Here is a 25,818-nt window from a genome sequence, read left to right as displayed (position 1 = left end):
CGACCTCCTGAAGGAGCACCCATGTCGACGACGATCGAACCGCGCCTGCTCTCCATCTACCTCAACGACCACGTCACCGGGGCGACAGCCGGGCTGCAGCGCGTCCGACGGATGGCGAGCGCCTACGACCGTCCGTCGCTCGCGGCAGCGCTGAGCCGCTTCGAGCAGGAGTTCACCGAAGAACGGCAGTGGCTGGTGCGCACCGCGGTCTCCCTCGGGGTGACGCGCAACAAGCCCAAGGCGTTGCTCGCCTCGGTCGCCGAGAAGGCCGGTCGGCTCAAGCTCAACGGCCGGGCTGTCGAGCATTCACCCCTGAGCCCGCTGCTCGAGCTCGAGATCCTGCGCGGAGCCGTGCTCGGCAAGCTGAGCGGCTGGCAGACGCTCGAGGCTCATGCCGCAGGGCTGGGTCTGTCGCCCGAGCAGGTGGAGCACCTCCACCACCTCCAACGCCAGGCTGTCGCGCAGAAGGACACCATCTCGGCGCTCCTGGAGGAGATCCGGCCCGAGGCCTTCTCGAGCTGACGGCCAGGCCCGGACGAGCCAGCGGGCCCGGGAGCTCGTGCTGGTGAGAGCGCGGGCGATCTCCGGCAGGAGCGTCGTCCAGGCTGCGGACCCGGCGGGTCCGCACTAGCGTCGACCCATGAGCACCGACACTGTGAAAGCCTCGAAGTCAGCCAAGATCCTCTATCGCCCCTTCGGCCTCGTGAGCTCCATGGTCGGGGGACTCCTCGCCGGCCAGCTCTTCAAGCAGGTCTACAAGCGCGTCTCCCGCGCCGAGCACGACGAGTCGCCGGGCCCCCTCGCCTCGGAGTACCCGCTCAAGGAGCTGCTCGTCGCCTCCCTCATCCAGGGAGCCATCTACGCAGCGGTCAAGGCCCTCATCGACCGTGGTGGGGCACGAGCCTTCCAGCGCTGGACAGGTGAGTGGCCGGGCAAGTGACGCCCGACGGGTCGCCGCGCGGCAGATGACACTGACCCCCGGACCGCGGCTAGAGAGCCCGGTCCGGGGGTCGCTCTGCTTCTCGAGCCTTGAACATCCCGGCAGGTCGAGCCGGTCCGGGCCGGTGCGCACCGGCCCGCGGACCACTGTGGCGAACATCACCTCGACCGAGCTCGGGGCTGCCCGGTCAGATCGCGGCGGCGCGATCTCGCGTCGATGGGATCTTCCAGTCCCCGCAGTGTGGTGCGCGGAGGCCCGGCTGTCTCGCGGCTCTGCGGGCCGCTGCCGACACCGAGCGCTCAGATCGAGGCACCGGCACCCTCAGAGGCTCAGATCTCCTCGGGGTTGTCCCAGTCGTCCCCGGCGAGGATCGCGCCCTTCTTGGCCTGCCGTTCCGCCTCGCGCAGCGACCTGGGTGCCTTGCTCGCGTCGCCACCGGCGACGGTGTCACCCATGCCCGGCTGGTCCGAGTCGTAGTAACGGTCGTCACGTACGTCGGGGACCGGGGTCGCGCGCCGGCGCGGGGCGATCTTGGCCTTCTCGCCGGCGGCCTGACCCGTCGCCAGGTCCCCGTCCCGGCCTGTGCCCTCGGTCTTGTCGCTCTCCTGCTGTGCCCACGGTGAAGAGATCATGTGGTCCATCCCACCAAAATCTCGGCCCGAGCGCCAGAGGAAGAGGCCGTCCCCAGCACCTCCGCCCCGGTTCCTCACCCGTCCCTCACCCGTCATCGCAGGACGGAGCGACGAACCTAGGGCAGTCTTACGCCATGCAGATCTGGCCAGGACATCCCTACCCGCTCGGTGCGACCTTCGACGGCAGCGGGACCAACTTCGCGATCTTCTCCGAGGTCGCCGAGCGTATCGAGCTGTGCCTCTTCGACCCGTCGGGCGAAGAGACCCGTATCGACCTCGTCGAGGTCGACTCCTTCGTGTGGCACGCGTACCTGCCCTCGGTCCAGCCTGGGCAGCTGTACGGCTTCCGGGTGCACGGACCGTACGAGCCCGAGAACGGCCTGCGGTGCAACCCCGCCAAGCTCCTGCTGGACCCCTACGCCAAGGCGATCGACGGCGAGGTGGACGGCGACCAGAGCCTCTTCTCCTACACCTTCGGCGACCCGGACTCCCGCAACGACGAGGACTCCGCCGCCCACACCATGAAGTCCGTGGTCATCAACCCGTTCTTCGACTGGGGCCACGACCGCCCGCCGAACCACGAGTACCACGAGAGCGTCATCTACGAGGCGCACGTCAAGGGCATGACGCAGAACCACCCGGCCGTCCCCGAGGAGCAGCGCGGCACGTACGCCGGCATGGCGCACCCCGCCGTCATCGCGCACCTCGTGGACCTGGGCGTGACAGCCGTCGAGCTCATGCCGGTCCACCAGTTCGTCAACGACTCGACCCTCGTCGAGAAGGGCCTGTCGAACTACTGGGGCTACAACACCATCGGGTTCTTCGCCCCGCACAACAAGTACTCGTCCTCGGGCACCGACGGCCAGCAGGTCCAGGAGTTCAAGCTCCTCGTCAAGGCCCTGCACGAGGCCAACATCGAGGTCATCCTCGACGTCGTCTACAACCACACCGCCGAGGGCAACCACCTGGGCCCCACGCTCAGCTTCCGCGGGATCGACAACCAGGCGTACTACCGCCTGGTCGACGAGGAGCAGCAGCACTACTTCGACACCACGGGCACCGGAAACTCGCTGCTCATGCGCCACCCGCACGTGCTCCAGCTCATCATGGACTCGCTGCGCTACTGGGTCACCGAGATGCACGTCGACGGCTTCCGCTTCGACCTCGCCTCGACCCTCGCCCGCCAGTTCCACGAGGTCGACAGGCTCTCCGCCTTCTTCGACCTCGTGCACCAGGACCCGATCGTCTCGCAGGTGAAGCTCATCGCGGAGCCGTGGGACCTCGGCGACGGCGGCTACCAGGTCGGCGGGTTCCCGTCGATGTGGAGCGAGTGGAACGGCAAGTACCGCGACACGGTCCGCGACTTCTGGCGCGGGGAGCCCTCGACGCTCGCGGAGTTCGCCAGCCGGATCACCGGCTCGTCGGACCTCTACGAGCACACGGGCCGCAAGCCGATCTCGTCGATCAACTTCGTCATCGCGCACGACGGCTTCACGCTCGCCGACCTCGTGTCGTACAACGAGAAGCACAACGACGCCAACGGCGAGGGCAACAACGACGGCGAGAGCCACAACTCGTCGTGGAACTGCGGCGTCGAGGGCCCCACGGACGACCCGGAGATCCTCTCGCTGCGTGCCCGCCAGCAGCGCAACATCCTCGCCACCCTCCTGCTCTCGCAGGGTGTGCCGATGATCGCGCACGGCGACGAGATCGGCCGGACCCAGCAGGGCAACAACAACGTCTACTGCCAGGACAACGAGCTCTCCTGGATGGACTGGGAACTCGACCCGGCCCGCGAGGACCTGCTGACCTTCGCCCAGCAGGTCGTCCACCTGCGCCTGCGCCACCCGGTCCTGCGTCGCCGCCGGTTCTTCTCCGGCGACGACAACTGGTCCGACGACCAGCTCGGCGACATCGCCTGGCTGAACATCGGTGGCGACCACATGCGCGACGAGGAGTGGAACGAGGGCTACGCCCGCTCGGTCGCGGTGTTCCTCAACGGCGAGGCGATCGGCGAGCCCGACGCGCGCGGTGAGCGGATCGTCGACGACAGCTTCCTCATCCTCTTCAACGCCTACTCCGAAGAGCTCGAGTTCACAGTCCCGCCCGAGCACTTCGGGTCGGAGTGGTCGATCGTCTTCGACACCTCGCGCACCTCGACCGAGTCCGTCACCCCGGTGACCCAGGAGACGGCCATCGAGCCCGTCGACGGGCCGCACACCGCGACGGCCGGGTCGACCCTGTCCGTCAAGGGACGCAGCATCGTGCTGCTCACCCGGTCACCCCTCGGCGACTGACCTCACGGTCACTGCGCTCCAGGCTCCACGAGGAGCGCGGTGACCACCTGACGCACCCAGCAGCACCTCGCTCGAAACCCGCCGGCGAGGCCCCGCACCTGCGGTGGCCTCGCCGGCAGACGTCTCTGCAGCCCTCTCCAGGACAAGGACCCACCATGACCGACGACGTCACCACCGAGGCCCGCACCGCAGGTCAGCGGGCCGCCGACCGCCGCTTCCCGGCACCCGGCAAGCCGTTGCCCGTCTCGACGTACCGCCTCCAGCTCGGCGCGGACCTCACCTTCGACGACGTCGCCGCCCGTCTGCCGTACTACGCAGACCTCGGCGTCACCCACCTGTACCTCTCCCCAGTCCTGGCCGCGGCGCCCGGGTCGACGCACGGCTACGACGTGGTCGACCACACCCGGGTGAGCGACGTCCTCGGCGGGCGCGAGCGCCTCGAGGCCCTCGCCGAGCAGGCTCACGCCGTCGGCCTCGGCATGATCCTCGACATCGTCCCGAACCACATGGCCGTCCCGACGCCGGCGTGGCACAACCTGCCCCTGTGGTCGGTCCTGGCGCACGGCGCAGACTCGCCCTACGCCCGGTGGTTCGACGTCGACTGGTCCTCGGGCGATGGCTCGCTCCTCATGCCGGTGCTCGGCAGCCGCATCGGTGACGTCCTGGCCGGCGACGAGCTGAGCCTCGACGTCGCCGACGTCCCTGGTGTCGGCAAGCAGCAGACCGTCCTGCGGTACTACGACCACGTGTTCCCGGTCCGCCCGGGCACGGAGAGCCTGCCGCTCGCCGAGCTCGTCGACCGCCAGCACTACCGCCTCGCGCACTGGAAGGTCGGTGACGAAGAGCTCAACTACCGCCGGTTCTTCGACGTCGGGACGCTCGCGGCGATCCGGGTCGAGGACCCCGAGGTCTTCGACGAGTCCCACGCGCTGATCCTCGAGCTGCTCCGCGACGGCGTCATCGACGGGCTGCGCATCGACCACCCGGACGGTCTCGCGGACCCCTCGGGCTACCTGTCCAGGCTCGCCGAGGCGACGGGCGGCGCCTGGGTCGCCGTCGAGAAGATCCTCGCGGGCGAAGAAGAGGTCCCGCGCGACTGGGAGACCGTGGGGACCACCGGCTACGAGGGTCTCTGGCGCCTCCAGGCGACCTTCGTGGAGCCCTCGGGCGAGTCCCGCCTGGCGAGCCTCATGCACCGCGTGACCGGCGACGAGGGCGACGGCCTGGAGGCCCTCGTCGAGACCTCCAAGCGTGAGGTCGTCGACGGCCCGCTCTACGCCGAGGTGCACCGCCTCACCGACCTCGCCGCGACCATCTGCCGTGACGACCTCCGCCTGCGCGACCACTCGTGGCGCGCGCTGCGCGAGTGCCTCGTCGAGCTCCTCGTCGCCTTCGACCGCTACCGCGCCTACGTGGTCCCGGGCGAGCAGCCCTCGCGTGACGCGCTGGCCGCGATGGACGAGGCCGCGAAGATCGCGCGCCGCCACGTCGGGGCCGACCGCGCCGAGACGCTCGACGTGCTCGTCGAGCTGCTGCTCGGCCGCGAGGTCGGCAGCGCCGGCCGCCGGCGCGAGCCGCGCCGCGACGAGCTCGCCGTGAGGTTCCAGCAGGTGTGCGGCGCCGTCATGGCCAAGGGCGTCGAGGACACCGCCTTCTACAGGTGGACGCACCTCGTGTCGCTGTGCGAGGTGGGCGGCGAGCCGAGCCGCTTCGCGCTGAGCGCCGACGAGCTCCACGCCTTCGCAGCGCGTGCCGCCGACCACTCCCCGGCAGCGATGACCACGGGGTCGACCCACGACACCAAGCGCAACGAGGACACCCGCGCCGCGACGAGCGTGCTCTCCGAGCACGCCGTGGAGTGGACCGAGACCGTGGGCCGACTGCGGTCGGTCTCGGCCAGGGCACGCACGGCGCTCGTCGACGGCCGCACGGAGAACCTCGTGTGGCAGACGCTCGTGGGCACGTGGGCCGACGGGCCGATATCCGTCGACCGCATCCAGGAGTACCTGCGCAAGGCTGTCCGCGAGGCCAAGACGCACACCACGTGGACAGCGCCCGACGAGGCCTACGAAGACGCCGTGCTCGGCTTCGCAGCCTGGGCCGTGACCGACGAGGCCGTCCTGGACATCGCCGCCGGGTGGGCCGCGACGGTCGCTCCGTCGGTCCGGGCCACCAGCCTGGGCATCAAGCTCGTCCAGCTGACCATGCCGGGTGTCGCCGACGTCTACCAGGGCACCGAGCTGTTCGTCCCGACCCTGGTGGACCCCGACAACCGTCGTCCCGTCGACGCCGTCGACCTGCACGAGCGCCTGGCACGCCTCGACGCCGGCAGCCGCCCGCGCGACCTCGGCGAGGAGAAGCTGCTCGTCACCTCGGGCGCGCTGCGCACCCGGCGCAGGTTCCCCGACGCCTTCGTCGGCCCGGACTCGGGCTACAGGCCCGTCGCGGCGTCGTCGGGCAGCGCGCTCGCCTTCGCCCGCACGCAGGGCGACAGCCCGCGCATCGTGACGCTCGCGACGCGCGGCGCGGCGACCCTCGCGCGCCTCGGCGGGTGGCGGGACCACATGATCGCCCTGCCCGAGGGCCGCTGGCACGACGTGCTCAGCGGAGCCGTCGTCGACGGCGGCCACCAACCCGTCGCACCGCTGCTCGAGCAGCTGCCGGTCGCGCTGTTCGTCCCTGAGGAGGATGCATGAGCACCAGGACCACCTTCGCCGTCTGGGCACCCGTCGCCGAGCGCGTCGACCTCGTGCGCGTGGCGCCCGACCGCCAGGACTTCTCGTCCGCCGACGAGGTCTCCCCCCTCGTGCCCGACCCTGCCCGGGGCTCGGGCTGGTGGTCGAGCACTGAGGGTGCCCACGACGGTGACCTCTACGGCTTCTCGGTCGACGGCGGTCCCGCCCGGCCCGACCCGCGGAGCATGCGGCAGCCCTTCGGCGTGCACGGTCCCAGCCAGGTCTTCGACGCGGCCGCCCACGTGTGGACGGACCAGTCGTGGGCAGGGCGGCAGGTCGGCGGGTCGGTCGTCTACGAGCTGCACCTGGGGACCTTCACCCCTGAGGGCACCCTCGACGCGGCGGTCTCGCGGCTCGGCCACCTCGCCGAGCTGGGCGTCGACCTCGTCGAGCTCATGCCCGTCGCTGCCTTCGACGGCGCGCACGGCTGGGGCTACGACGGCGTGCACCTCTTCGCCGTCCACGAGCCCTACGGCGGTCCCGCCGCCCTCCAGCGCTTCGTCGACGCCGCGCACGCCGCCGGGATGGGCGTCGTGCTCGACGTCGTCTACAACCACCTGGGGCCGAGCGGGAACTACACGGCGAGCTTCGGGCCGTACTTCACCGACGACCACTCGACCCCGTGGGGCGCGGGCCTGCACCTCGACGGCGACGGCTCGCACGAGGTGCGCCGCTGGGTGATCGACAACGCGCTGCGCTGGTTCCGCGACTTCCACCTCGACGGACTCCGTCTGGACGCCGTGCACGCTCTCGTGGACGACTCCAAGCGGCACCTGCTGGCCGAGCTCTCCGACGAGACCGCGGCCCTGGCCCAGGCGCTCGGGCGACCGCTCGGACTGATCGCGGAGTCCGACGAGAACGACCCGGCGACGGTGGCGCCGACGGGTGCTGCAGGTGCTGACGGTGCTGACGGGGTCGGGAGCGACGCTGTCGCGACCAGGCCCAAGGGCATGACGGCGCAGTGGGCTGACGACGTCCACCACGCGGTCCACGCGCTGCTCACGGGCGAGCGCCACGGCTACTACGTCGACTTCGGCTCCCCCGAGGTGCTGCGGACCACGTTGACCGAGGTGTTCCTGCACGCGGGCACCTTCTCGACCTTCCGCGGCGAGACGTGGGGCCACAAGGTCCCGGGCCACGTCGACGGTCACAGCTTCGTGGTGTTCTCGACAGACCACGACCAGGTCGGCAACAGGGCCCTCGGCGACAGGCCCGGTCGCCCGGCGCACCCGGGCTCAGGAGAGGTCGACCTCGACCTGCTCGCCGCCTCGGCCGCGATCGTCCTCACCTCGGCGTACACGCCGATGCTGTTCATGGGCGAGGAGTGGGGTGCGACCACACCGTGGCAGTTCTTCACGGACTTCACCGACCCCGAGCTCGGCCGACTGGTGACCGAGGGGCGGACCCGCGAGTTCTCAGGGCACGACTGGTCGGGGATCTACGGGGACGACGTGGCGGTCCCTGACCCCCAGGACCGCGCGACCTTCGAGGGCAGCAAGGTCCGCTGGGAGGAGACCACGGCGCCGGGCCACAGCACGCTCCTCGAGTGGCACAGGGTCCTCATCGCGCTCCGTCGCTCCGAGCCGGACCTCGCATCCGGTGACAGGTCGCAGATCGAGGTGACCTGGGCCGGGGCCTCCGCCGAGGACGGCACACCGGCTGTCCTCGCACTGCGGCACGGCAGCGTGCTGACCGTGCTCAACCTCTCCGACCACGAGCAGGAGCACGCGCTCGGCGGTGCGGGCGCAGGCGACGGGGTGGGCACGTCATCAGCAGGACCGGAGGTCCTCGTAGGGTGGAAGGAGCCGGTGCTCACGGCAGGCTCGTTGCGGCTCGCAGCCGGGGCCGTCGCCGTCGTCCGGATCTGAGACACCAGCACCGCAGCACCGCAGCACGATCAGAGGCCGGCCCGGACGTCAGTCCAGGCCGGCCTCTCCCACGACACGAGGCACCACGACGAGGCACCACGGTGCCCGCGTCTCCCAAGGTCGCACTCCCGACCCCGAGGTCACCCTCCCGCACCGAGGTCGCATCTCCCGCGCCGAGGTCGCCCAGACACGCCAGATGGGAGCCTTCGTCCACGCCCGTTGGCGTGTCCGTACGACCTCGCGGTCAGAGGTACGACCTGGTGGGGTGCGGGATGAGCGCGAAGCCCCGCTCAGGGGCTCAGGGCAGGAGCATCGACTTGATCGCGCGGCGCTCGTCCATCGCGGCGTAGGCCTCGGCGACCTCGGCCAGCGGGACCGTGAGGTCGAAGACGCGGCCCGGGTTGACGGTCCCTGCATAGACGTCAGCCATGAGCTCAGGGATGTAGCCGCGCACGGGGGCCACACCGCCGTTGACGCCGACGTTCGAGGAGAACATCTGGCGGACGGGGAGCTCAGGACCGCCTGCGGGGACACCGACGAAGCCGACCTTCCCGCCGGGGCGGGCGGAGTCGAGGGCCTGCTGCATCGACTCCTTGGTGCCGACGCACTCGAGCGCGCAGTCGACACCGACGCCGTCGGTCAGCTCCATGAGCTCGGCGACACCCTCGGCCCCACGAGCCGCGATGATGTCGGTCGCACCGAACTCGCGGGCGACGACCTGGCGGGACTCGTGGCGCGACATGGCGATGATTCGGCCGGCACCGAGCCGCTGCGCGGCGAGCACCGCAGAGAGACCGACAGCCCCGTCGCCGATGACCGCGACGGTCGAGCCGACCTTCACCCCGGCGCTCACGGCCGCGTGGTGGCCCGTGCCGAAGACGTCGGCGAGGGCGAGGACGCTGGGCAGGAGCTCGTCCGAGGGGTGCTCAGGGGTCGCCACGAGCGTGCCGTCAGCCATCGGCACCCGGACGAACTCGCCCTGACCGCCGTCGGTGGGCAGGTCGTCCTGGTCGGTCGAGCCCCACCAGGCAAGGTTGGTGCACGAGGTGTGGACGCCGTTGCGGCAGTGCACGCAGGTGTTGTCGCAGATCGAGAACGGCGCGACGACGAACTGCCCGGGGCGGATCTGCGTGACCTGCGGCCCGACCTCTTCGACGACACCTACGAACTCGTGACCGATCCGGCTCGGCTTCGTCACCTCGTTGACGCCGCGGTACTGCCACAGGTCCGAGCCGCACACGCAGGACGCCACGACGCGGACGATCGCGTCGGTCGGGCGGAGGATCTGGGGGTCCGGGACAGTCTCCAGGCGGACGTCACGGGTGCCGTGGATGACGGTTGCTCGCATGGTTCGAGCCTCTCTGAGAGGTGTGGAAGGCCTCGCCGAGCCTAGACCTGCCACCTGTGCGGCGGCACGCCGAACGAGGCCTCGGACGGCAACGTCACACCGCGCCCGCCGACGTCACGCAGCCGCGTCGAGGACGGCCCGTCCGTCCTGCGCGAGCGACCCGAGGCGTGAGAGCGCACGCAGGTACTTCTTGCGGTAGCCGCCGTTGATCATCTGCTCGCTGAACAGGTCTTCGAGGCCTGTGCCGCCGAGCAGGACGGGGACGTCGCGGTCGTAGAGCCTGTCGACGAGCACCACGAAGCGCAGACCCTGCGACTGGTCCACGAGCGGGCGCACCGCTGTGAGACCGAGCAGCTGGACACCGTCGAGCATGGCACCGTACCGGCTCGGGTGGACGTGCGAGAGGTGGGTCAGCAGCACGTCGAAGTCGTCGAGCATCGCTCCGGGCTGCCCGTCGACCGCCAGCTCCACGGCGTCGTCAGGCGTCGCGGTGCCGCTCGTGACGAGGGTGCGCTGACGGTAGTCCTCGCCGTCGACGCGCATCACCTCGAAGCGCGCGGAGAGCGCCTGGATCTCTCGCAAGAAGTCCTCGGCGGCGAAGCGTCCCTCACCGAGGGAGTCGGGCAGGGTGTTCGAGGTGGCCGCGAGCGCGACCCCACGGTCGGCGAGCTCGCGGAGCAGGCGGGACATGAGGACGGTGTCGCCCGGGTCGTCCAGCTCGAACTCGTCGATGCACACGAGGGTCTTGGTCGCGAGGGCCTCGACGGTCTTGGCGAAGCCGAGCGCGCCGACGAGGTTGGTGTACTCGACGAAGGTGCCGTAGGCGCTCGCCCCGGCACCGACCGAGTGCGCGAGGGAGGTGAGCAGGTGCGTCTTGCCGACACCGAAGCCACCATCGAGGTACACGGCGGGGGGCGTCTTGCGCGCCTTGAGCCGCTTGAAGAACCCGCCGCTGCTGCCGGTCAGCTGCGCGGCGACCTCAGTGAGCCTGTCGACAGTGGCCTGCTGGCTGGGGAAGGCGGGGTTCGCGCGGTAGGTCGCGAAGGACGCGTCGGCGAAGTGGCGCGGGGGGACGAGGTCTGCCAGGAGCCGGTCTGCGGGGACGCTCGGGCGGACGTCGCTGAGGTGTGGGGTGGTGGCGGTCACGATCTCCGAGGGTACCGGGGAGACGGCTGGCGCGACGGGCCAGACGGAGGGCTCGCGACGTGGTGCGCAGCACAGTCGCAGACGGCGCCGCCCGCGCAGACGTCCTAGGCTGGACGGGTGAGCACACCTCCCCCCGCAGACGTCGCCCTCCCGTCCGCCCTCGCCGAGCTGGCCGAGGACTTCCTCGCCCTGCCCGCGGCCCAACGTCTCGAGATGCTCGTCGAGATGGGCGCGAGCGTCGAGGACGTCCCCGAGCGCTACACCTCCGACCTCTCGACGATGGAGCGGGTGGTGGAGTGCCAGTCGCCCGTGTACGTGGCGGTCGAGGTGGAGGACCAGAGCCCCCACACCGTCACCCTGCACGTGGTCGCACCGCAGGAGGCACCGACCACGCGCGGGTTCGCCGGTGTCCTGTCCGAGGGCCTCGCGGGCTGCACCGCCGAGCAGGTCCTCGCCCTCCCCCACGACCTCCCGACGCGCCTGGGCCTGCACGACCTCGTGAGCCCGTTGCGCACAGCGGGTATGGCGTCGATGCAGGGCCGGGTCCAGCGCCAGGTGCTCGAGCGTCTCGAGGCTCTCGGCGTCGCCCCGGCACGCGAGCACCGCTCGTCCGACGGCGGCACAGACGCCGGCACCGGCGCTGACGCTGACGCTGACGCTGAGCGTGCCTGACACGGGCTCCGGACGTCCGTCTCTCGACGTCCTCGTCCTCGACGGTCGTCCTGTCGAGTCCGCGCGGCGCGTCGAGCCCGACCCGGGTGAGGCCGAGCTCGCGACGCTGTACGCGCACCCTGACCCCGCAGACGGTCGACAGACCTGGGTCCGCGCCAACATGATCAGCACCCTCGACGGTGCCGCGACTGGGGCAGGCGGGGTCTCCGGTGGCATCAACGGAGACGCCGACTACCGCGTCTTCAGGGTCCTGCGGGCCCTCGCCGACGTGGTGCTCGTGGGTGCCGGGACCGTCCGCGCCGAGGGGTACACGCCGCTGTCTGTCCCCGACGGCCTCGCCGACCTCCGGGCCGCGTCAGGTCGCGCACCGGCGATCGAGCTCGCGATCGTCACGCGCTCCGGCGACCTGCCCGAGCAGATCACCGACGTCGGGCAGCACCCTGCTGGGACTGTGCCCCCGATCGTCCTCACCACCTCGGCCGGAGCCGCACGGCTCACCGGGTACCCCGCCGACAGGGTGGTCGTCACCGGGGAGGACTCCGTCGACCTGCAGGCCGCGCTCGACGCTCTCGCCGACCGCGGGCTCGTCCGGGTGCTCGCCGAAGGCGGGCCGTCGCTGCTCGGCGACCTGGCTGACGGGGATCACCTCGACGAGCTGTGCCTGACGACGAGCCCACTGGTCGTCGGCGGTCCCGCGCCGCGGATCGTCACCTCGGGCTCCTACCTCGGCAAGGGCGGTGCACCGGCCCGGCTCGTGCAGATCCTGCACTCTGGCGGGTCGCTGCTCGCGCGCTGGTCGCTCCGCGCAGATCCCCTCCCTGCTCACCCGGCCAGCGGGTCTGCGCACCGGTAGAGTCGAGTGCGTGACTGACACCATCCTCGTGCTGACCGAAGACACCCTCGCGACCACCGACGTGCAGAACATCGTCAACCTCTACGGCGACGAGGACCTGGCCTTCCAGGTGCTCGTCCCCGCGGACACCGAGCAGAACCTGCTCGGGGCGATCTTCAACCACCTCGGGTCGGGCCAGTTCAAGGAGGCGTGGGAGACCGCGACCGAGGGCGTCCCCTCGCGCACCGAGGCGACGGCCGAGGCGAGCGAGCAGCTCGCCACGAGCATCGCCGAGTTCGAGGCCGCCGGCTACACGGCGTCCGGGACGCTCGTCGAGGAGGACCCGCTGCCCGCGCTGCGGTCTGCCGTCGCCGGAGGCGGGATCCGCGAGGTCGTCGTCGTCACGTACCCGAACATCGTCGAAGACACCTTCCACCGCGACTGGGCCTCCAAGGCCCGCGAAGAGCTCCAGGTCCCCGTGCTGCACCTGTACTCGGGCACCTCCGAGCTCGGCTGACACCCCGCCGCACGGCACGACCTGGTCCGACACTGCTCCACCCCCGGCACGACCGACGAGAAGAGGCACCATGTACCGCGCACTCTGGAACGGCACAGTCATCGCTGAGTCTGACGCGACCCAGGTCGTCGAGGGCAACCAGTACTTCCCGCCGGACTCGATCGTCCGGGAGCTGTACACGTCGACCGACACCACGACGGTCTGCCCGTGGAAGGGCACCGCGACCTACTTCACGGTGACCGTCGACGGGCAGGAGAACCGCGACGCTGCGTGGACGTACACCGACCCGAAGCCCGAGGCCGAGAAGATCCGCGACCACGTGGCCTTCTGGAAGGGCGTCGAGGTCGTCGAGGTCTGACCTGCGAGGGCGCGGGCCTGTGGTTGGCCTGCGAGGGCGCGGACCTGTGGTTACGGTGAGCTGAAGAAGATCTCCCGCACGTCCTCTCTGCCGGTCGTCACCTCAGGTGCGCTCGCTCTCGTGCTCCTCGGTGGGTGCGCCTCGGAGTCCCAGACGCCCGGGACCACGTCACCGGCGTCGACCGAGACCGCCGGGCCGAGCACGCCGGGCTCGCCGTCGGCGAGCGGCCCGAGCTCTGAGCCCGCCGAGCCCTCGGCGACGCCGCCGTCTGACTCCCCCGAAGCCCAGGCGCAGACCGTCGTCCTGGACTACCTGGCGACGATCGCCGCGGGCGACGACACCGCAGCCTTCGCCCTGCTCTCGCCAGAGACCCAGGAGTGGTACGTCGACGCCGCCGGTTTCTCCACGACACGGGAGAACGACGGCTCGATCTCCCCTGTCGACGCGGCCTCCGCTCTCGACGGCACCGTCACCACCACGGCTGGCCCCGACGACGGCTCCACGGTCGTGACAGTCTCCTCGGGTGACGTGGCCGACGCCTTCGTCGTACGGGCCGAGGGCTCCCGCATGGTGATCGACGACCCGGGCAGCCCCCTCACAGGTCCCACAGCCTGGGAGTGGAAGAACCCTCCCGTCGGTCCTGACGACATGCGTCAGCCCGCCACCTACGTCGGGTCGTCGTCTCCCTCGGTGCTCTTCGCGACAGTCGTCGACGCCGGCGGCGAGGTGCTGGTCGAGCCTCCGCAGTCGGCTTTCGGGGTGATCGGGGGCACCGAGGTTCCCGTGACCGTCGCCCCGGACGAGGGGCAGGGCGCGCTCGCCACTCTCGGAGACCCGGGAGTGACCAGCGGTGAGGTGGCGACCATCGTGTGGCAGCCAGACTCGACCTCCCCGATGTGGCGTTCGAGCACGGTCCTGCTCACCGAGTAGCAGCATCCTCGAGCAGGTCGAGGACGCCGAGGGTGACGAGCGGCTCGCGGGTCTCGGCCGGCTCGAAGGTCTCGACCCGCTCGAGGGTCAGGCCGCTGTCGAGCGGCTCGCGTCCAGAGCCACCCTGTCGCCAGGGAGGGTCTCGACAGCAGCGCTCCGCCATCCGGCGGGCAGCGCCGCGTCGAGCGCGGCACGCGCGGCAGCGTAGGCCGCACCGGCCGTGGCGAGGCGACCTGCCTCGTCGCCCGGGCCCGTCTCGCCCGCCTGCGGGAGGCGCTTGCTCGGGCTGTCGGCCGTGGTGTCGAGTTCCTGTCCGGTGAGGTGTGCACGAGTGACCATGCACGCACCGTAGGACGAGCCACCGACACGACCCTCTAGGGTTGCTCGTATGACAGAGGTGCGTGAGACGTCCGTGGTGACCGCTGCGTCGGACGAGGGTGACACCGTCGCGCTGCTCGGCGCGACGGTCAAGGCTGCCCGCAAGCAGCTCGACCTCTCGGTCCAGGGTCTGGCCCAGCGCGCCGGCGTGAGCCTCGGGCTCGTCAGCCAGCTCGAGCGCGGCCTCGGCAACCCGTCGTTGCACTCGATCCAGCGTCTCGCCTCGGCCCTCGGCGTGTCCGTGACCCGGCTGCTGGAACCACCTGCCGAAGAGCTCGTCGTGGTCCGTGCAGGGCGCCCGCACGTGCTCCCGCCCGCGCCGGGCACCCCCGACGACGGCCAGGCCGTCCGTGAGCTGCTCTCGCCGCGCGGTGAGACCGCGATCCAGCTGATCCGCACGACCCTGCCACCAGCCTTCACCAACGTCGAGCGGCCGTTCCGGCACCTGGGGACCGAGACCGTCACCGTGCTCAGCGGGCGGCTGCACATCACGCACGGCGACCGCCAGATCGACCTCGAGCCCGGCGACACCGCGACCTACGGGTGCTCGACACCCCACTGGTGGGCCAACGGGCACGACGGCGAGACCGTGGTCCTGGGCGCGGTCGCCCCGTCGGAGCGCTGACGGTCCCGCACGCGGCCCGTCAGCCGACCCTCGCACGCTGTCACCGTCCGACAGCTGAGACGTCCGTAACTCCCGCCGCACCCCGGTACGACCTCTCTCACGCCGCGTGAGCGTCCGCGCTCAGCGCCGCTCGGCCTGCAGCCGGAGCAGCCGCACCAGCTCGGCGACAGGCTCTTCGTGGTCGTCCGAGCGCAGGTCGACCTCGAGCATCGGGGGGTGCTCCCGCTCGTCGGTGACCCAGGTCGCGACCACGGCCGCGCTCTGCCGTCCGCGGGAGTCGCCCCCGGCCCGGTCTCCAGCGTCGAGCGCCGCGAGGAGACGTGCGGCGAAGCCGAGCGACGACCTCGGGTCGATCCCGTCGATGCCCAGCCCGGCCGCGAAGGCGCGGCTCATCGCGTCGAGGACCTTCCGCCCGACGAGCAGGTTGCCGAGCACAGCGTGGTCCCCGGCGACGCTGTGACCAGCCCAACCACTGGTGTTCTCACCAGTGGCGGCAGCGATCCCACCCTGCAGGTCGAGGGCAGCGACCTGCCGCAGACCGGGTTCGGCATCCCAGCCGGGCAGCCTGTCCACGGCCTCCTGCGCGGAGGCACCGTCGGCCATGGCCTCGAGCATCTGGTAGCGCAGCCTGCGGTTGGTCCAGGCCTGGCTCGCGACCGCGCCGACAGCCGGGTCGACGGCGATGACAGCGTTGCCGACAGCCAAGGAGCGGCTGGCCGTCGCAGCCCCGAGCAGCCCGTGCTCACGGTCGACGGCGATGAGTGTGAAGGTCAATCGATCCCCCTGGAGATGCGGCCCGTGGACGGCGGGACGGTGTGTTTCGATCGTGTTTCGCGGCTTGTCCCCCCGACAAGCGTGACACATACTGATCGAATCATCATCAGAATGATCGAACGGAGACCGCGATGCGAGCACGATCTGCAGCCCTGGCGACAGCCGCGGCGGGCGCACTGATCCTCACCAGCTGCTCCTCGGGAGAGAGCGTCGACCTCGGCGGCGGCTCCGGCACGCCAGCCCAGGGCGCGGTCCTGCGCGCAGCGATCGGCGGGGAGCCCGACCAGCTCGACCCGCACCGCACGAGCTCCTACTTCAGCTTCCAGGTGCTCGAGAACGTCTTCGACACCCTCGTCGAGCCCGACGAGAACCTCGAGATGCAGCCCGCCCTCGCGGAGAGCTGGACCGTCAGCGACGACCAGCTCACCTGGACCTTCGAGCTGCGCGACGGTGTCACCTTCCACGACGGCAGCGACTTCACAGCCGAGGACGTCGTGTACTCCTACGACCGCATCGTCGACGAAGAGCTCGCCAACGCCTGGAAGTTCGCGGCCGTCACCGACGTCGTCGCCGTCGACGAGGACACCGTCACGATCACCGTGGCCCAGCCCACCCCGAACCTGCTCTCGAACCTCGGCGGCTTCAAGGGCATGGCGATCGTCAGCGAGGAGAACGTCACCTCGGGCGACATCCAGACCAAGCCCATCGGCACGGGCCCCTTCAAGGTCGACTCCGTGGTCAGCGGCGACAGCATCACCCTCACGGCAAACGCCGACTACTGGGGCGGAGCCCCGGCCTTGGGCGGCGTGACCTTCAGCTTCATCTCCGAGCCGGCGACAGCCCTCGCGGCGCTGCGCAGCGGTGAGGTCGACTGGACCGACGTCGTGCCCGACCAGCAGGTGGCCGAGCTTCAAGAGAACGAAGATCTGACACTCGAGACCAGCCCGTCGAGCGACTACTGGTACCTCGCGCTCAACGAGAACAAGGCCCCGTGGGACGACGTCCGGGTCCGTCAGGCCATCGCCTATGCGATCGACCGCGACGCCATCGTCCAGGCCACCAGCTACGGCACCGCGCAGGAGAACCAGCTCGCGATCCCCGAGGACAGCGTCTGGTTCACCGGGTACGACACGTACAGCACCGACCTCGACAAGGCGAAGCAGCTCCTCGACGAGGCCGGCTTCACCGGGGGCACCCTCGACTTCCTCGCCACGAGCGACTATCCCGAGACCGTGACGGCCGCGCAGATCATCGCCTCGAACCTCGAGCCTCTCGGCATCGACGTGCAGATCCGCCAGCCCGACTTCTCGACCTGGCTCGACGAGCAGAACTCCGGGAACTTCGACCTGCTGATGATGGGCTGGCTCGGCAACATCGACCCCGACGACTTCTACTACGCCCAGCACCACAGCACCGGGGGCAGCAACGCGCAGGGATACTCCAACCCGCAGGTCGACGAGCTGCTCGACGCCGGCCGCACCGAGACCGACGAGGCGACCCGCAAGGACCTCTACGCGCAGGCGGCGACGATCATCGCGGACGAGGCCAGCTACATCTACCTCTACAACCCGTCGGTCATCCAGGCGTGGAGCCCGAAGGTCGAGGGCTATGCGGTCCGCTCCGACGCGGCCATCCGCTTCCGCGACACCTCGCTCACCGAGTAGGGGGTGAGGACCGTATGAGGATGTCTCTCGGCTCGACAGCCCGGTTCCTCGGACGGCGGGTACTCTCCTCCGCGGTCGTCCTGCTCGGCGTGCTGGTCGTGGTCTTCGCGATCGTGCAGCTGGTGCCCGGCGACCCTGTGCGCCTCGCGCTCGGCACCCGGTACACCCAGGAGGCCTACGACGCGCTCAACACCGCGTCGGGCCTCGACAGGCCGCTAGTGGAGCAGTTCTTCTCCTACGTCGGCGGAGCGCTGACCGGTGACCTCGGGGTGAGCTTCCGCAACGGGCAGCCGGTCAGCCAGCTGCTCCTCGAGCGGCTCCCCGCGACGCTCTCCCTCGCAGCTGCGGGCATAGTCATCGCGCTGCTCATCGCCGTCCCGGCCGGCATCTGGTCGGCCCTGCGCGAGGGCCGCGCCTCGGACGCCATCGTCCGCCTGGGCAGCCAGGCCGGAGTCAGCATCCCCGACTTCTGGCTCGGCCTGCTGCTCATCGGGCTCTTCTCGACCACCCTCGGCTGGCTGCCGCCCAGCGGGTACACGGCCCTCGCCGACGACCCGCTCGAGTGGCTGCGACGCGTCGCCCTCCCGGGCCTGACCGTCGGGCTCGTCGCCGGAGCGATCATGACCCGCTACATCCGCTCGGCCGTGCTCGACGTGGCCTCGGCCGGCTACGTGCGGACCGCACGCTCCAAGGGCCTCGCCCCCTCCGTCGTCACCGGACGGCACATCGTCCGCGGTGCGCTCGTCCCCGTGCTCACCATCGCCGGCATCCAGCTCGCGACGATCCTCGGCGGCGTGATCGTCGTCGAGGTCGTCTTCGCCTGGCCCGGGCTCGGCCGGCTCGTCTTCGACTCCGTGTCTGCCCGCGACTACCCGATGATCCAGGGCTCGGTCCTGCTCATCGCCGTCATGTTCCTGATCGTCAACCTGATCGTGGACGTGCTCTACGCCGTCGTCGACCCGAGGATCCGTCTCGCATGAGTGACACCACAGGACACGAGAACGCGCCCGGCGCACGAGGCGAGACGCCGGCAACCCCTCCGGCAGCCAGCACAGGGCCCGAGAAGACACCGACCGCGGCCGGGCCCGCCGACGACTCCGGCCGGGTAGCCGCCTGGCGGCTGCTCGCCGGCAACCCGGTGACGTTGATCAGCGGCATCGCGCTCGCCGTGATCGTCCTCGTCTCGGTGCTCGCACCGTGGGTCGCCCCCTACGGCATCAACGACGTCAACGTCGTCGACGCCCTGCAGGGACCGAGCGGCGCGCACTGGTTCGGCACCGACGACCTCGGCCGCGACATCTTCTCGCGCGTGCTCATCGCGGGCGGGACGAGCCTGCGGATCGCGGTCGTCTCGGTGGCCTTCGCCTTCGTGGTCGGTGTGCCCGTCGGCATCGTCTCCGGGTACACCGGCGGGATCCTCGATACCGTGCTCATGCGCGTGGTCGACGTGATGTTCGCCTTCCCCGTGCTGCTGCTCGCGCTCGCCATCGTCGCGATCCTCGAGCCCGGCGAGCTGACGACCATGCTCGCGATCGGCATCGTCTACACCCCGATCTTCGCCCGCGTCGCCCGGGCCTCGACGCTGTCCGTGCGCGTCGAGCCCTACGTCCAGGTCTCCCAGACCATGGGAACCCCGGCCCGCACGATCCTCGCCCGGCACGTCCTGCCCAACATCACCGGGCCGATCGTCGTGCAGACGTCGCTGTCCCTGGCCTTCGCGATCCTCTCCGAGGCCGCGCTGTCCTTCCTCGGGCTCGGCATCCAACCACCCGACCCGAGCTGGGGCGGCATGCTCTTCAACGCGCAGGGCTTCATCAGTCAGGCGTGGTGGATGAGCATCTTCCCCGGCGCCGCGATCTTCGTCACCGTGCTGGCCTGCAACCTCCTCGGCGACGGCCTGCGCGACGTCCTCGACCCCAAGCAGCGCACGCTCGCCGAGCAGAGGAGGATGCGATGAGCACCCCGGTCCTACAGGTCACCGACCTGAGCGTGTCCATCGGGCGACGCGAGATCGTGCACGGTCTGAGCTTCGCCGTCGAGCCCGGAGGGACCCTCGGGATCGTCGGCGAGTCCGGCTCGGGCAAGTCGCTCTCGGTCCTCGCGGCCACGGGTCTGCTCGACGCCCCAGGGGCGCGGGTCACCGGCAGCAGCCTGCTACGGGTCGGTGCTGGTGCTGGTGCTGGTGCTGGTGCTGGTGCTGGTGCTGGTGGCAGCGTCGGGCTGCGGACCTCCGGTCGCGGCGACGCCAAGGGTCCCGACTCTGGGATCCAGCTCGTCGGCGCCTCCCCCAAGGCGCTGCGCCGCGTGCACGGCGACGCGATCGGTTTTGTCTTCCAGGACCCCAGCACCTCGCTGCACCCGTTGCTCACTCTCGAGCGGCAGATCACCGAGACGCTCGAGACGCACCGCAAGCTCTCCCGTCGCCAGGCGCGCGTGCGCGCCCTCGAGCTGCTCGAGGCCGTCGGCCTGCCCGACCCCGAGCGCCGCCTCGACTCCTACCCGCACCAGCTGTCAGGTGGTCAGCGCCAGCGCGTGATGATCGCGATCGCCCTGGCCTGCGACCCCGTGCTGCTCGTCGCCGACGAGCCGACCACCGCGCTCGACGTCACCACCCAGGCGCAGATCATCAGCCTCGTGCAGCAGCTCCAGCACGACAGCGGCACCGCCGTCGTGTGGATCAGCCACGACCTCGGGGTCGTCGGTCAGGTCGCGGACGACGTCCTCGTGCTGCGCGACGGCGAGGCCGTCGAGCACCGGCCGGTCCTCGACCTGCTCGACTCACCGCAGCACCCGTACACCCAGAAGCTGCTCGAAGCACGGCCGCGCCTCGGCAAGGTCGCTCCCCCGGCACCCGAGGGCGAGGTGCTGCTCTCCGTGCGGGACCTCGACGTGAAGTTCCCTGTCCAGACGCCCGTGGGCAAGACGGTGGTGCACGCCGTCGACGGGGTCTCCTTCGACGTGCAGCGCGGCCGGACCCTCGGGATCGTCGGAGAGTCCGGGTCGGGCAAGTCGACCATCGCCAACGCTCTCACCGGGCTGGTCGCGCCCGAGTCCGGGAAGGCGACACTCGGCGGAGCGGACCTGCTCCGCGCCGACCGAAGCCTGCGCCGGCGGCTCGCCATGGTGTTCCAGGACCCGTTCTCGTCCCTCGACCCGCGCATGCGCGTCGGCGACTCGATCGACGAGCCGCTGCGCGTCCACGGTCTGCCGTCCTCCGGGACGCGGGCGGAGAGGATCGCGGAGCTGCTCGACCTCGTCGACCTGCCCGCCGACTTCGCGACCCGCTACCCCCACGAGCTCTCGGGCGGTCAGCGGCAGCGCATCTCGATCGCCCGGGCGCTCGCCCTCGAACCCGACGTGATCATCCTCGACGAGGCGACCGCGTCGTTGGACGTGTCGATCCAGGCACGCGTGCTCGAGCTGCTCCGGCGGCTGCAGGTCGAGCTCGGGCTGACCTACGTGTTCATCGCCCACGACCTCGCGATCGTCCAGGAGATGAGCCACGACGTCCTGGTGATGCAGCACGGGAAGGCTGTCGAGCAGGCGTCGGCGGGGAGGCTATTCGCGGACCCTGCGGAGGAGTACACGCGGGCGCTGCTCGCGGCGGTCCCGCCGGAGCGTCCCGTACGGTAGCGGCTGTCGGGGCGGTCGCCGTGGTGCCAGCTGTCGGTCCCGTCGAGGCTGTGGGTGCTGGAGGCGTGGTCGTCTTGTCCGACTACGACGAACGCTTGCGGACGACCGCGCGGAGGGCCTCACGATCGGGGTTCATCCCGAGGGCCGTCAGCTCGGCCACCAGGTCGTCCACCTGCTCGTCCTCGCTCTTGCGGCTGTCTACCGCGAGGTTCACAGGCTCGATGCGGCCCGCCGCCCCGGTGCGTGCACCGTCGTGGTCTGCTGATGTCCCGCTCATGTCGTCCCTCTCGTCGTGCACGTCGTGGTTGCCTGCTCGTCAAACCCTAGTTCGTCGGTGAGGTGCTCGACCCGTCCCCACTGTGCAGCTCCCCCGTCCTCGCCTACCTGGCCGCGAGCGACAACAGGATCACCGACGCCTCGACCCTGAGCCGCTGCCCGGCACTCAACGAGCTGTGGCTCAGCGGAAACCAGGTGACAGACATCTCGCCCCTGCTCGAGGTGCCCACCCTCATCAGCGTCGGCCTCTCCGGCACCGCCCCCACCGTCGACCGAGGTGTCGAGGAGCTCCGCGAGAGCGGCGTCTACGTCGGCGGGCTCACCTCAGGCCGCAGCTGAACCGAGGCCCCAGGCACGGCCGAGATCCTGGACGCGCCTCGCCGGTGTTCCAGGCCACCACCGTCCTCCGGCCCAGCAACCACCACGCGCGCAGGCGTGGGACAGGCATTCGGTCCCTCTCGTCACCTCACCGACGACCATCTCCCACCTAGGACTGACCTGCCCGCGCCCAGTTTTGCGCACAGCACTCAGACGCGACGACCTGGGCTCCTACTTTCACGATGTCACTCATCGGTGACTCCGCCGAGCCTCCGAGGGGACCACCGTTGCGCTTCCGACAAGCACCCCGCACACCCGACATCACCACACCACCCGGTTCCCGGGCAGCCAGGCGGCCACGACGCGCCTCCTGGACCGCCGCCCTCGTAGGTGTGATGGTCGCAGGATTCGCGACCGCTGTCGGGGCCGCGCCGACGACCCTCACCGAGGTCACCAGCCTCGTGGTGCCCGACGGCGAGAATACTGGCGCCGCAGTCGACCTCGACGGCGACTACGCCATCTTCACCGCGAAGCAGGCGAGCGCCGGAGGCAGGGTCGTCGTCGTCGCGCACAGGTCAGCGCCCGGGTCTCACGACTGGGAGCAGACGACGCTCCCCGCGCCCGACGGCATCACCGGCTTCGGTGTCGGGGTCGGCATCGACGCCGCATCGGGCCGCGCCGTCGTGTCGGCGCTGCACACCCCTGCCCTCTTCGTGTACACCCTCGCTGGCGACGGCACATGGACGGGCCCCGAACGGGTCGACGTGACAGAACCGCTCGCGGGCACCCGCACCTACGGACATGTCGGCGAGCGCCTCGACATCGACGGCAACCTGGCGGTGGTGACGGCACCGAACGCACGCGTGTCCAACCTCGTCGCCGCCGGAGCCGCCTACGTGGTGAACCTCGACACAGGCCAGTCGCAGACCTATGTCTCGTCCTCCCCTCGCGCCTACGGAATCTTCGGCCAGGCTGTCGCGATCGAGGGCGGCACCCTCGTCGCCTCGGAGCTGCAGATCAACGGTGAATTCCCGGCCTGGCCCGTGCCAGGCACGTACCGGCTGGGCAGGGTCCAGGTCTTCGACACGGCGTCGCCGGCCCAGGCATCGGTCGTCATCGACTACCCTGTCACGGAGAAGACCCGCCCGGCAGGATTTGCGAGCACCATGCCCTTCGGCGTGTCGCTCGCGATCGACGGTGGGCATGTCTATGTCGGAGCACCCGACGAGTACGACTTCGTCGGCGACGACCACCTCAGCCTCGTCGACGGTGGCAACGGCCAGTCGGTCGTGGACGGCTCGACCACCCAGGGTGCGATCTACGTCTTCGACGCCGCCTCGGGCGACCAGCTCGGTGGCAAGATCACCGCACCAGCCGGGTCCTTCAACTTCGGTGCACAGATCGAGGTGGACGGCGACTCCCTCCTCGCCTCGGCCTACAACCTGCGCCCGGAGGAGTACGGCAAGGGCGAGGTGCACGTCTACGACCTGGCCGCAGTCGCCCTAGGAGCACCTGACGCCGAGCCTCTCGGACGGCAGGCACCAGCGCCGGTCCAGACGCTGCGGCCTGCCGACACCGCCGACGAGAGTCTTTTCGGTCTCGGTGGATCAGGCGAGGGCGGCATCGTCATGAGTGGCACCACTGCTGTCGTCGGTAGCCCCTACCTGGGCGCGACCGGGACGGTCACGGTCTTCGAGCCGGTCATCGAGGTCGCCGACCGCAGGGTCGAGATCTCCGACAGCGTCGTCGTCTACGGCGAGCAGACCACAGTCGTCGCGTCCACAGACACCGACGGGGTCGACGGCGGCGAGGTCGTCTTCACCGTCGACGGTGTCGAGAGGGCACCTGTGGTCGTCGCCGGTCACGTCGCCTCGCTCGTGCTCGACGCCGCAGCGCTCGACGTGGCTACCTACGACATCACGGCGGTCTTCTACCCGACCACCGGGTCCGACGTCGCAGCGACGGCAACGCACACCGTCACCCCGGCGGGCACCGTCGTCCACGCAGACGGAGCAGCCAAGGGGTCGACGGCGGAGGAGAGCGCCGACCGCACCTCGGCTGCCCCCGGCACGGCTGAGACCAGCGTGGTCGCGACGACCGAGACAGTGCTGGTGTCCGGCAGCGTGACGACCCAGCTCGGCACCCTCGCGACAGGCACGGTCGAGGTGTGGGACGCCGACACGCTCCTCACGTCAGCACCACTCGATGCAGACGGCGCCTTCGCCTCGGAGATCCCAGCCGCCACGAGGCCACGGACTGTCGACGTGAGGTACCCCGGCGACCTCAACCACCTGCCCTCTGGCACAGAGGTCGACGTGGCCGAGGTGGCTCCGCCCGTCCTCGAGCGCGCACCCACCAACCCGGTTCCCACCGACCCGGCCGAGACGACGGATCCTGCGACCAGCACGCAGACCACCGCCGGCGGTCTCGCGTCCACCGGGGCCTCGGTCGCCGGGTGGGTCACCGTCGCCTCACTCCTGCTGCTCGCCAGTGCTGCCGCGATCGCCGTGCCCAGGGCACGGCGACGCTCTCTGGCCTAGCCGCCCCGGAGACAGCACGACGGAGAAGAGCGCCCCGCACGTGTGCAGGGCGCTCTTCTCCGTCGTGACGCCTACCGAGCCGGTCAGTACCCGGTCTCGGTGGCCTCTGGGTAGTACTGCTTGTACTTCCGCCAGAAGTTCGCGGTCATCAGCTCGATGACCAGGCGCCTCTTGAGACCGCCGTCGCCGCGGTACCGCAGCGGGTGCACCACTCCCTTGCGCTTGACCACACCCTTGAGCCGGGACCTGAGCCCGGGTTCGAGGATGTACCGCATGAGCAGCTTGACCGGCACCACGGTGTACAGCACCTCGCCCGTGGCGCGCACGGGTTCGATGCGGTTCCCGTGGACCTGGTCTTCGACGAGCACCCGTGCCGGGTTCGCCCCGGCGGCGGTGACGTAGTAGTTGTTGCGGCCGATGCGCGGGTTCATCTCGAAGTACACGTGACGCCCGGTGCGCGAGTCCCACTTGTAGTCGAAGTTCGCGAACCCGAGGTACCCGACGCGGTCGAGGAACCTGCTGGCCGCCTCCATGGCGTCCTCGTAGGGCTCGGTGAGGATCGCCGCGGGGATGCCGAGCGTGCCGGGCGTGTGCTCTTCGAGGAGCACCCGCCCGGTCGCGAGCAGGGTGATCTCACCGTTCGAGTCGCGGTACGCGGTGAGCGAGCGCATCTGCGTCTCGTCACCGGGGATGAACTCCTGCACGAGGAAGGTCCCGGTGTACCCGGCGTCGACGAGGTGCCCGAGCAGCTCGTCGAGCTCCGCCCGGGTCTCGACGTGGTGGATCTTCTTCTTGCCCGGGAACGAGATGTAGTGGTACTCGGCGCTCGACGACGGCTTCGCGACGACCGGGAACTCCAGGTCGACCTCGAGGCCTGCGACGAGCGACCGTCCTCCCCGTGCCGTGAGGTCGGCGACGTCGACCGCGACGGTCCGCGGTGTCGGGATGTCGAGCTCAGCGCACACCTCGGCGAAGGCCTCCTTGGAAGAGACCACGTCGAGGACGTCGAGCGTGCAGAACGGGATGAGGTAGTGCTTCTCGAGCCGTTCGCGGTGCTCGATGATGGCGCGCACATACCAGTCCGCGTTCGTGAGCAGCAGCAGCCGGGCACCGGGGTGCTCCGCTGCGACCTTCTCGAGCGCGGCGACGAGAGTCTCGGGCTCGTCGATGCCGGGCGTGACGACGTTCGTGATGAACGTCGAGTCCGTCATCGCACGGGTCGCGACGCTCGACAGGACGAGCGAGCGCGAGCCGTACTGCTCGTGGAAGGCGCGCAGCAGCGCGTAGACGCCGATGTCACCGCCGACGGCTACGGGGAGGAAGTCGACCATCTTC

At 70.4% G+C, this 25,818-nt stretch carries 24 protein-coding genes; 17 read left to right on the top strand and 7 right to left on the bottom strand.

Annotated elements, in window-relative coordinates:
* Positions 1–21 precede the first annotated feature (21 nt).
* Together SANBI_RS07965 and SANBI_RS07960 are read left to right on the top strand one after the other, a co-directional pair.
* On the top strand, positions 22–522 hold the full coding sequence (locus SANBI_RS07965; protein WP_319160607.1) for a hypothetical protein: 501 nt from the start codon (positions 22–24) through the stop codon (positions 520–522).
* 118 nt (positions 523–640) lie between these two features.
* Positions 641–940, top strand: a complete 300-nt coding sequence (locus tag SANBI_RS07960; RefSeq protein ID WP_056132351.1) for a DUF4235 domain-containing protein — start codon at positions 641–643, stop codon at positions 938–940.
* Between the two features lie 329 nt (positions 941–1,269).
* On the opposite strand, the gene SANBI_RS07955 is transcribed toward SANBI_RS07960, so the two are convergent.
* Entirely contained in the window at positions 1,270–1,572 is a 303-nt protein-coding gene (locus SANBI_RS07955) for a hypothetical protein (RefSeq protein WP_179914451.1), read from the bottom strand.
* A gap of 134 nt (positions 1,573–1,706) precedes the next feature.
* Between SANBI_RS07955 and glgX the strand changes: the two genes are divergently transcribed.
* The 3 genes from glgX (at position 1,707) to treZ (ending at position 8,472) form a co-directional block, all read left to right on the top strand.
* Positions 1,707–3,869: a glycogen debranching protein GlgX gene (gene glgX / locus SANBI_RS07950; protein WP_319160604.1), complete on the top strand. Its 2,163-nt coding sequence runs from the start codon at positions 1,707–1,709 to the stop codon at positions 3,867–3,869.
* Positions 3,870–4,024: 155 nt separating this feature from the next.
* Complete coding sequence (gene treY, locus SANBI_RS07945; RefSeq protein WP_319160602.1) at positions 4,025–6,565, top strand: malto-oligosyltrehalose synthase; 2,541 nt, start codon at positions 4,025–4,027, stop codon at positions 6,563–6,565.
* The gene (gene treZ, locus SANBI_RS07940; RefSeq protein WP_319160600.1) at positions 6,562–8,472 is read left to right on the top strand and encodes a malto-oligosyltrehalose trehalohydrolase; all 1,911 of its coding nucleotides are present in this window, start codon (positions 6,562–6,564) and stop codon (positions 8,470–8,472) included. The genes treY and treZ overlap by 4 nt, the downstream gene beginning before the upstream one ends.
* 298 nt (positions 8,473–8,770) lie before the next feature.
* Here the strand turns inward: treZ and SANBI_RS07935 are convergent, their stop codons facing one another.
* Complete coding sequence (locus SANBI_RS07935; protein ID WP_319160598.1) at positions 8,771–9,820, bottom strand: zinc-dependent alcohol dehydrogenase family protein; 1,050 nt, start codon at positions 9,818–9,820, stop codon at positions 8,771–8,773.
* Between the two features lie 114 nt (positions 9,821–9,934).
* Entirely contained in the window at positions 9,935–10,966 is a 1,032-nt protein-coding gene (zapE, locus tag SANBI_RS07930) for a cell division protein ZapE (RefSeq protein WP_319160596.1), read from the bottom strand.
* Between the two features lie 117 nt (positions 10,967–11,083).
* Here zapE and SANBI_RS07925 point away from each other — a divergent pair, with 117 nt between their 5' ends.
* The 5 genes from SANBI_RS07925 (at position 11,084) to SANBI_RS07905 (ending at position 14,275) form a co-directional block, all read left to right on the top strand.
* On the top strand, positions 11,084–11,638 hold the full coding sequence (locus tag SANBI_RS07925) for a SufE family protein (protein WP_319160594.1): 555 nt from the start codon (positions 11,084–11,086) through the stop codon (positions 11,636–11,638).
* Positions 11,631–12,491 (top strand): dihydrofolate reductase family protein, encoded by an 861-nt coding sequence (locus SANBI_RS07920; protein WP_319160592.1) that lies wholly within the window; start codon positions 11,631–11,633, stop codon positions 12,489–12,491. Before SANBI_RS07925 ends, SANBI_RS07920 begins: the two co-directional genes overlap by 8 nt.
* A 10-nt stretch (positions 12,492–12,501) precedes the next feature.
* Positions 12,502–12,987, top strand: a complete 486-nt coding sequence (locus SANBI_RS07915) for a hypothetical protein (RefSeq protein ID WP_179913539.1) — start codon at positions 12,502–12,504, stop codon at positions 12,985–12,987.
* Positions 12,988–13,057: 70 nt separating this feature from the next.
* On the top strand, positions 13,058–13,345 hold the full coding sequence (locus SANBI_RS07910; RefSeq protein ID WP_056132329.1) for a DUF427 domain-containing protein: 288 nt from the start codon (positions 13,058–13,060) through the stop codon (positions 13,343–13,345).
* A gap of 120 nt (positions 13,346–13,465) precedes the next feature.
* Complete coding sequence (locus SANBI_RS07905; protein WP_319160589.1) at positions 13,466–14,275, top strand: hypothetical protein; 810 nt, start codon at positions 13,466–13,468, stop codon at positions 14,273–14,275.
* A gap of 87 nt (positions 14,276–14,362) precedes the next feature.
* Here SANBI_RS07905 and SANBI_RS07900 read toward each other — a convergent pair whose 3' ends face one another.
* Positions 14,363–14,614 carry a hypothetical protein gene (locus SANBI_RS07900; RefSeq protein ID WP_319160587.1) on the bottom strand — a complete coding sequence of 84 codons (252 nt, stop codon included), beginning with the start codon at positions 14,612–14,614 and terminating at the stop codon, positions 14,363–14,365.
* A 49-nt stretch (positions 14,615–14,663) separates the two neighbouring features.
* Here SANBI_RS07900 and SANBI_RS07895 point away from each other — a divergent pair, with 49 nt between their 5' ends.
* A complete protein-coding gene (locus SANBI_RS07895; RefSeq protein WP_056132320.1) occupies positions 14,664–15,278 on the top strand; it encodes a helix-turn-helix domain-containing protein in 615 nt (204 codons plus the stop codon).
* A gap of 120 nt (positions 15,279–15,398) precedes the next feature.
* Here SANBI_RS07895 and SANBI_RS07890 read toward each other — a convergent pair whose 3' ends face one another.
* Complete coding sequence (locus tag SANBI_RS07890; protein WP_319160585.1) at positions 15,399–16,052, bottom strand: DUF1028 domain-containing protein; 654 nt, start codon at positions 16,050–16,052, stop codon at positions 15,399–15,401.
* 131 nt (positions 16,053–16,183) lie between these two features.
* Between SANBI_RS07890 and SANBI_RS07885 the strand changes: the two genes are divergently transcribed.
* The 4 genes from SANBI_RS07885 to SANBI_RS07870 are packed head-to-tail and all read left to right on the top strand — an operon-like array spanning position 16,184 to position 21,349.
* Positions 16,184–17,716 (top strand): ABC transporter substrate-binding protein, encoded by a 1,533-nt coding sequence (locus tag SANBI_RS07885; RefSeq protein WP_319160583.1) that lies wholly within the window; start codon positions 16,184–16,186, stop codon positions 17,714–17,716.
* A gap of 14 nt (positions 17,717–17,730) precedes the next feature.
* Positions 17,731–18,696, top strand: a complete 966-nt coding sequence (locus SANBI_RS07880; protein ID WP_319160581.1) for an ABC transporter permease — start codon at positions 17,731–17,733, stop codon at positions 18,694–18,696.
* A complete protein-coding gene (locus tag SANBI_RS07875) occupies positions 18,693–19,673 on the top strand; it encodes an ABC transporter permease (RefSeq protein ID WP_319160579.1) in 981 nt (326 codons plus the stop codon). The genes SANBI_RS07880 and SANBI_RS07875 overlap by 4 nt, the downstream gene beginning before the upstream one ends.
* Positions 19,670–21,349 carry an ABC transporter ATP-binding protein gene (locus SANBI_RS07870; RefSeq protein WP_319160577.1) on the top strand — a complete coding sequence of 560 codons (1,680 nt, stop codon included), beginning with the start codon at positions 19,670–19,672 and terminating at the stop codon, positions 21,347–21,349. Before SANBI_RS07875 ends, SANBI_RS07870 begins: the two co-directional genes overlap by 4 nt.
* Before the next feature lie 82 nt (positions 21,350–21,431).
* Here SANBI_RS07870 and SANBI_RS07865 read toward each other — a convergent pair whose 3' ends face one another.
* Entirely contained in the window at positions 21,432–21,626 is a 195-nt protein-coding gene (locus SANBI_RS07865) for a hypothetical protein (RefSeq protein WP_319160575.1), read from the bottom strand.
* A 62-nt stretch (positions 21,627–21,688) separates the two neighbouring features.
* On the opposite strand from SANBI_RS07865, the gene SANBI_RS07860 reads away from it, so the two are divergent.
* Together SANBI_RS07860 and SANBI_RS07855 are read left to right on the top strand one after the other, a co-directional pair.
* A complete protein-coding gene (locus tag SANBI_RS07860) occupies positions 21,689–21,964 on the top strand; it encodes a leucine-rich repeat domain-containing protein (RefSeq protein ID WP_319160573.1) in 276 nt (91 codons plus the stop codon).
* A gap of 374 nt (positions 21,965–22,338) precedes the next feature.
* A complete protein-coding gene (locus SANBI_RS07855) occupies positions 22,339–24,483 on the top strand; it encodes a hypothetical protein (RefSeq protein ID WP_319160571.1) in 2,145 nt (714 codons plus the stop codon).
* A gap of 83 nt (positions 24,484–24,566) precedes the next feature.
* Here SANBI_RS07855 and SANBI_RS07850 read toward each other — a convergent pair whose 3' ends face one another.
* Positions 24,567–25,814 (bottom strand): carboxylate--amine ligase, encoded by a 1,248-nt coding sequence (locus SANBI_RS07850; protein ID WP_319160569.1) that lies wholly within the window; start codon positions 25,812–25,814, stop codon positions 24,567–24,569.
* Between the last annotated feature and the right edge of the window lie 4 nt (positions 25,815–25,818).

The organism is Sanguibacter biliveldensis (assembly GCF_033798665.1).
GTDB lineage: Bacteria > Actinomycetota > Actinomycetes > Actinomycetales > Cellulomonadaceae > Sanguibacter > Sanguibacter inulinus.
This window is presented reverse-complemented; position numbering and strand designations above follow the sequence as displayed.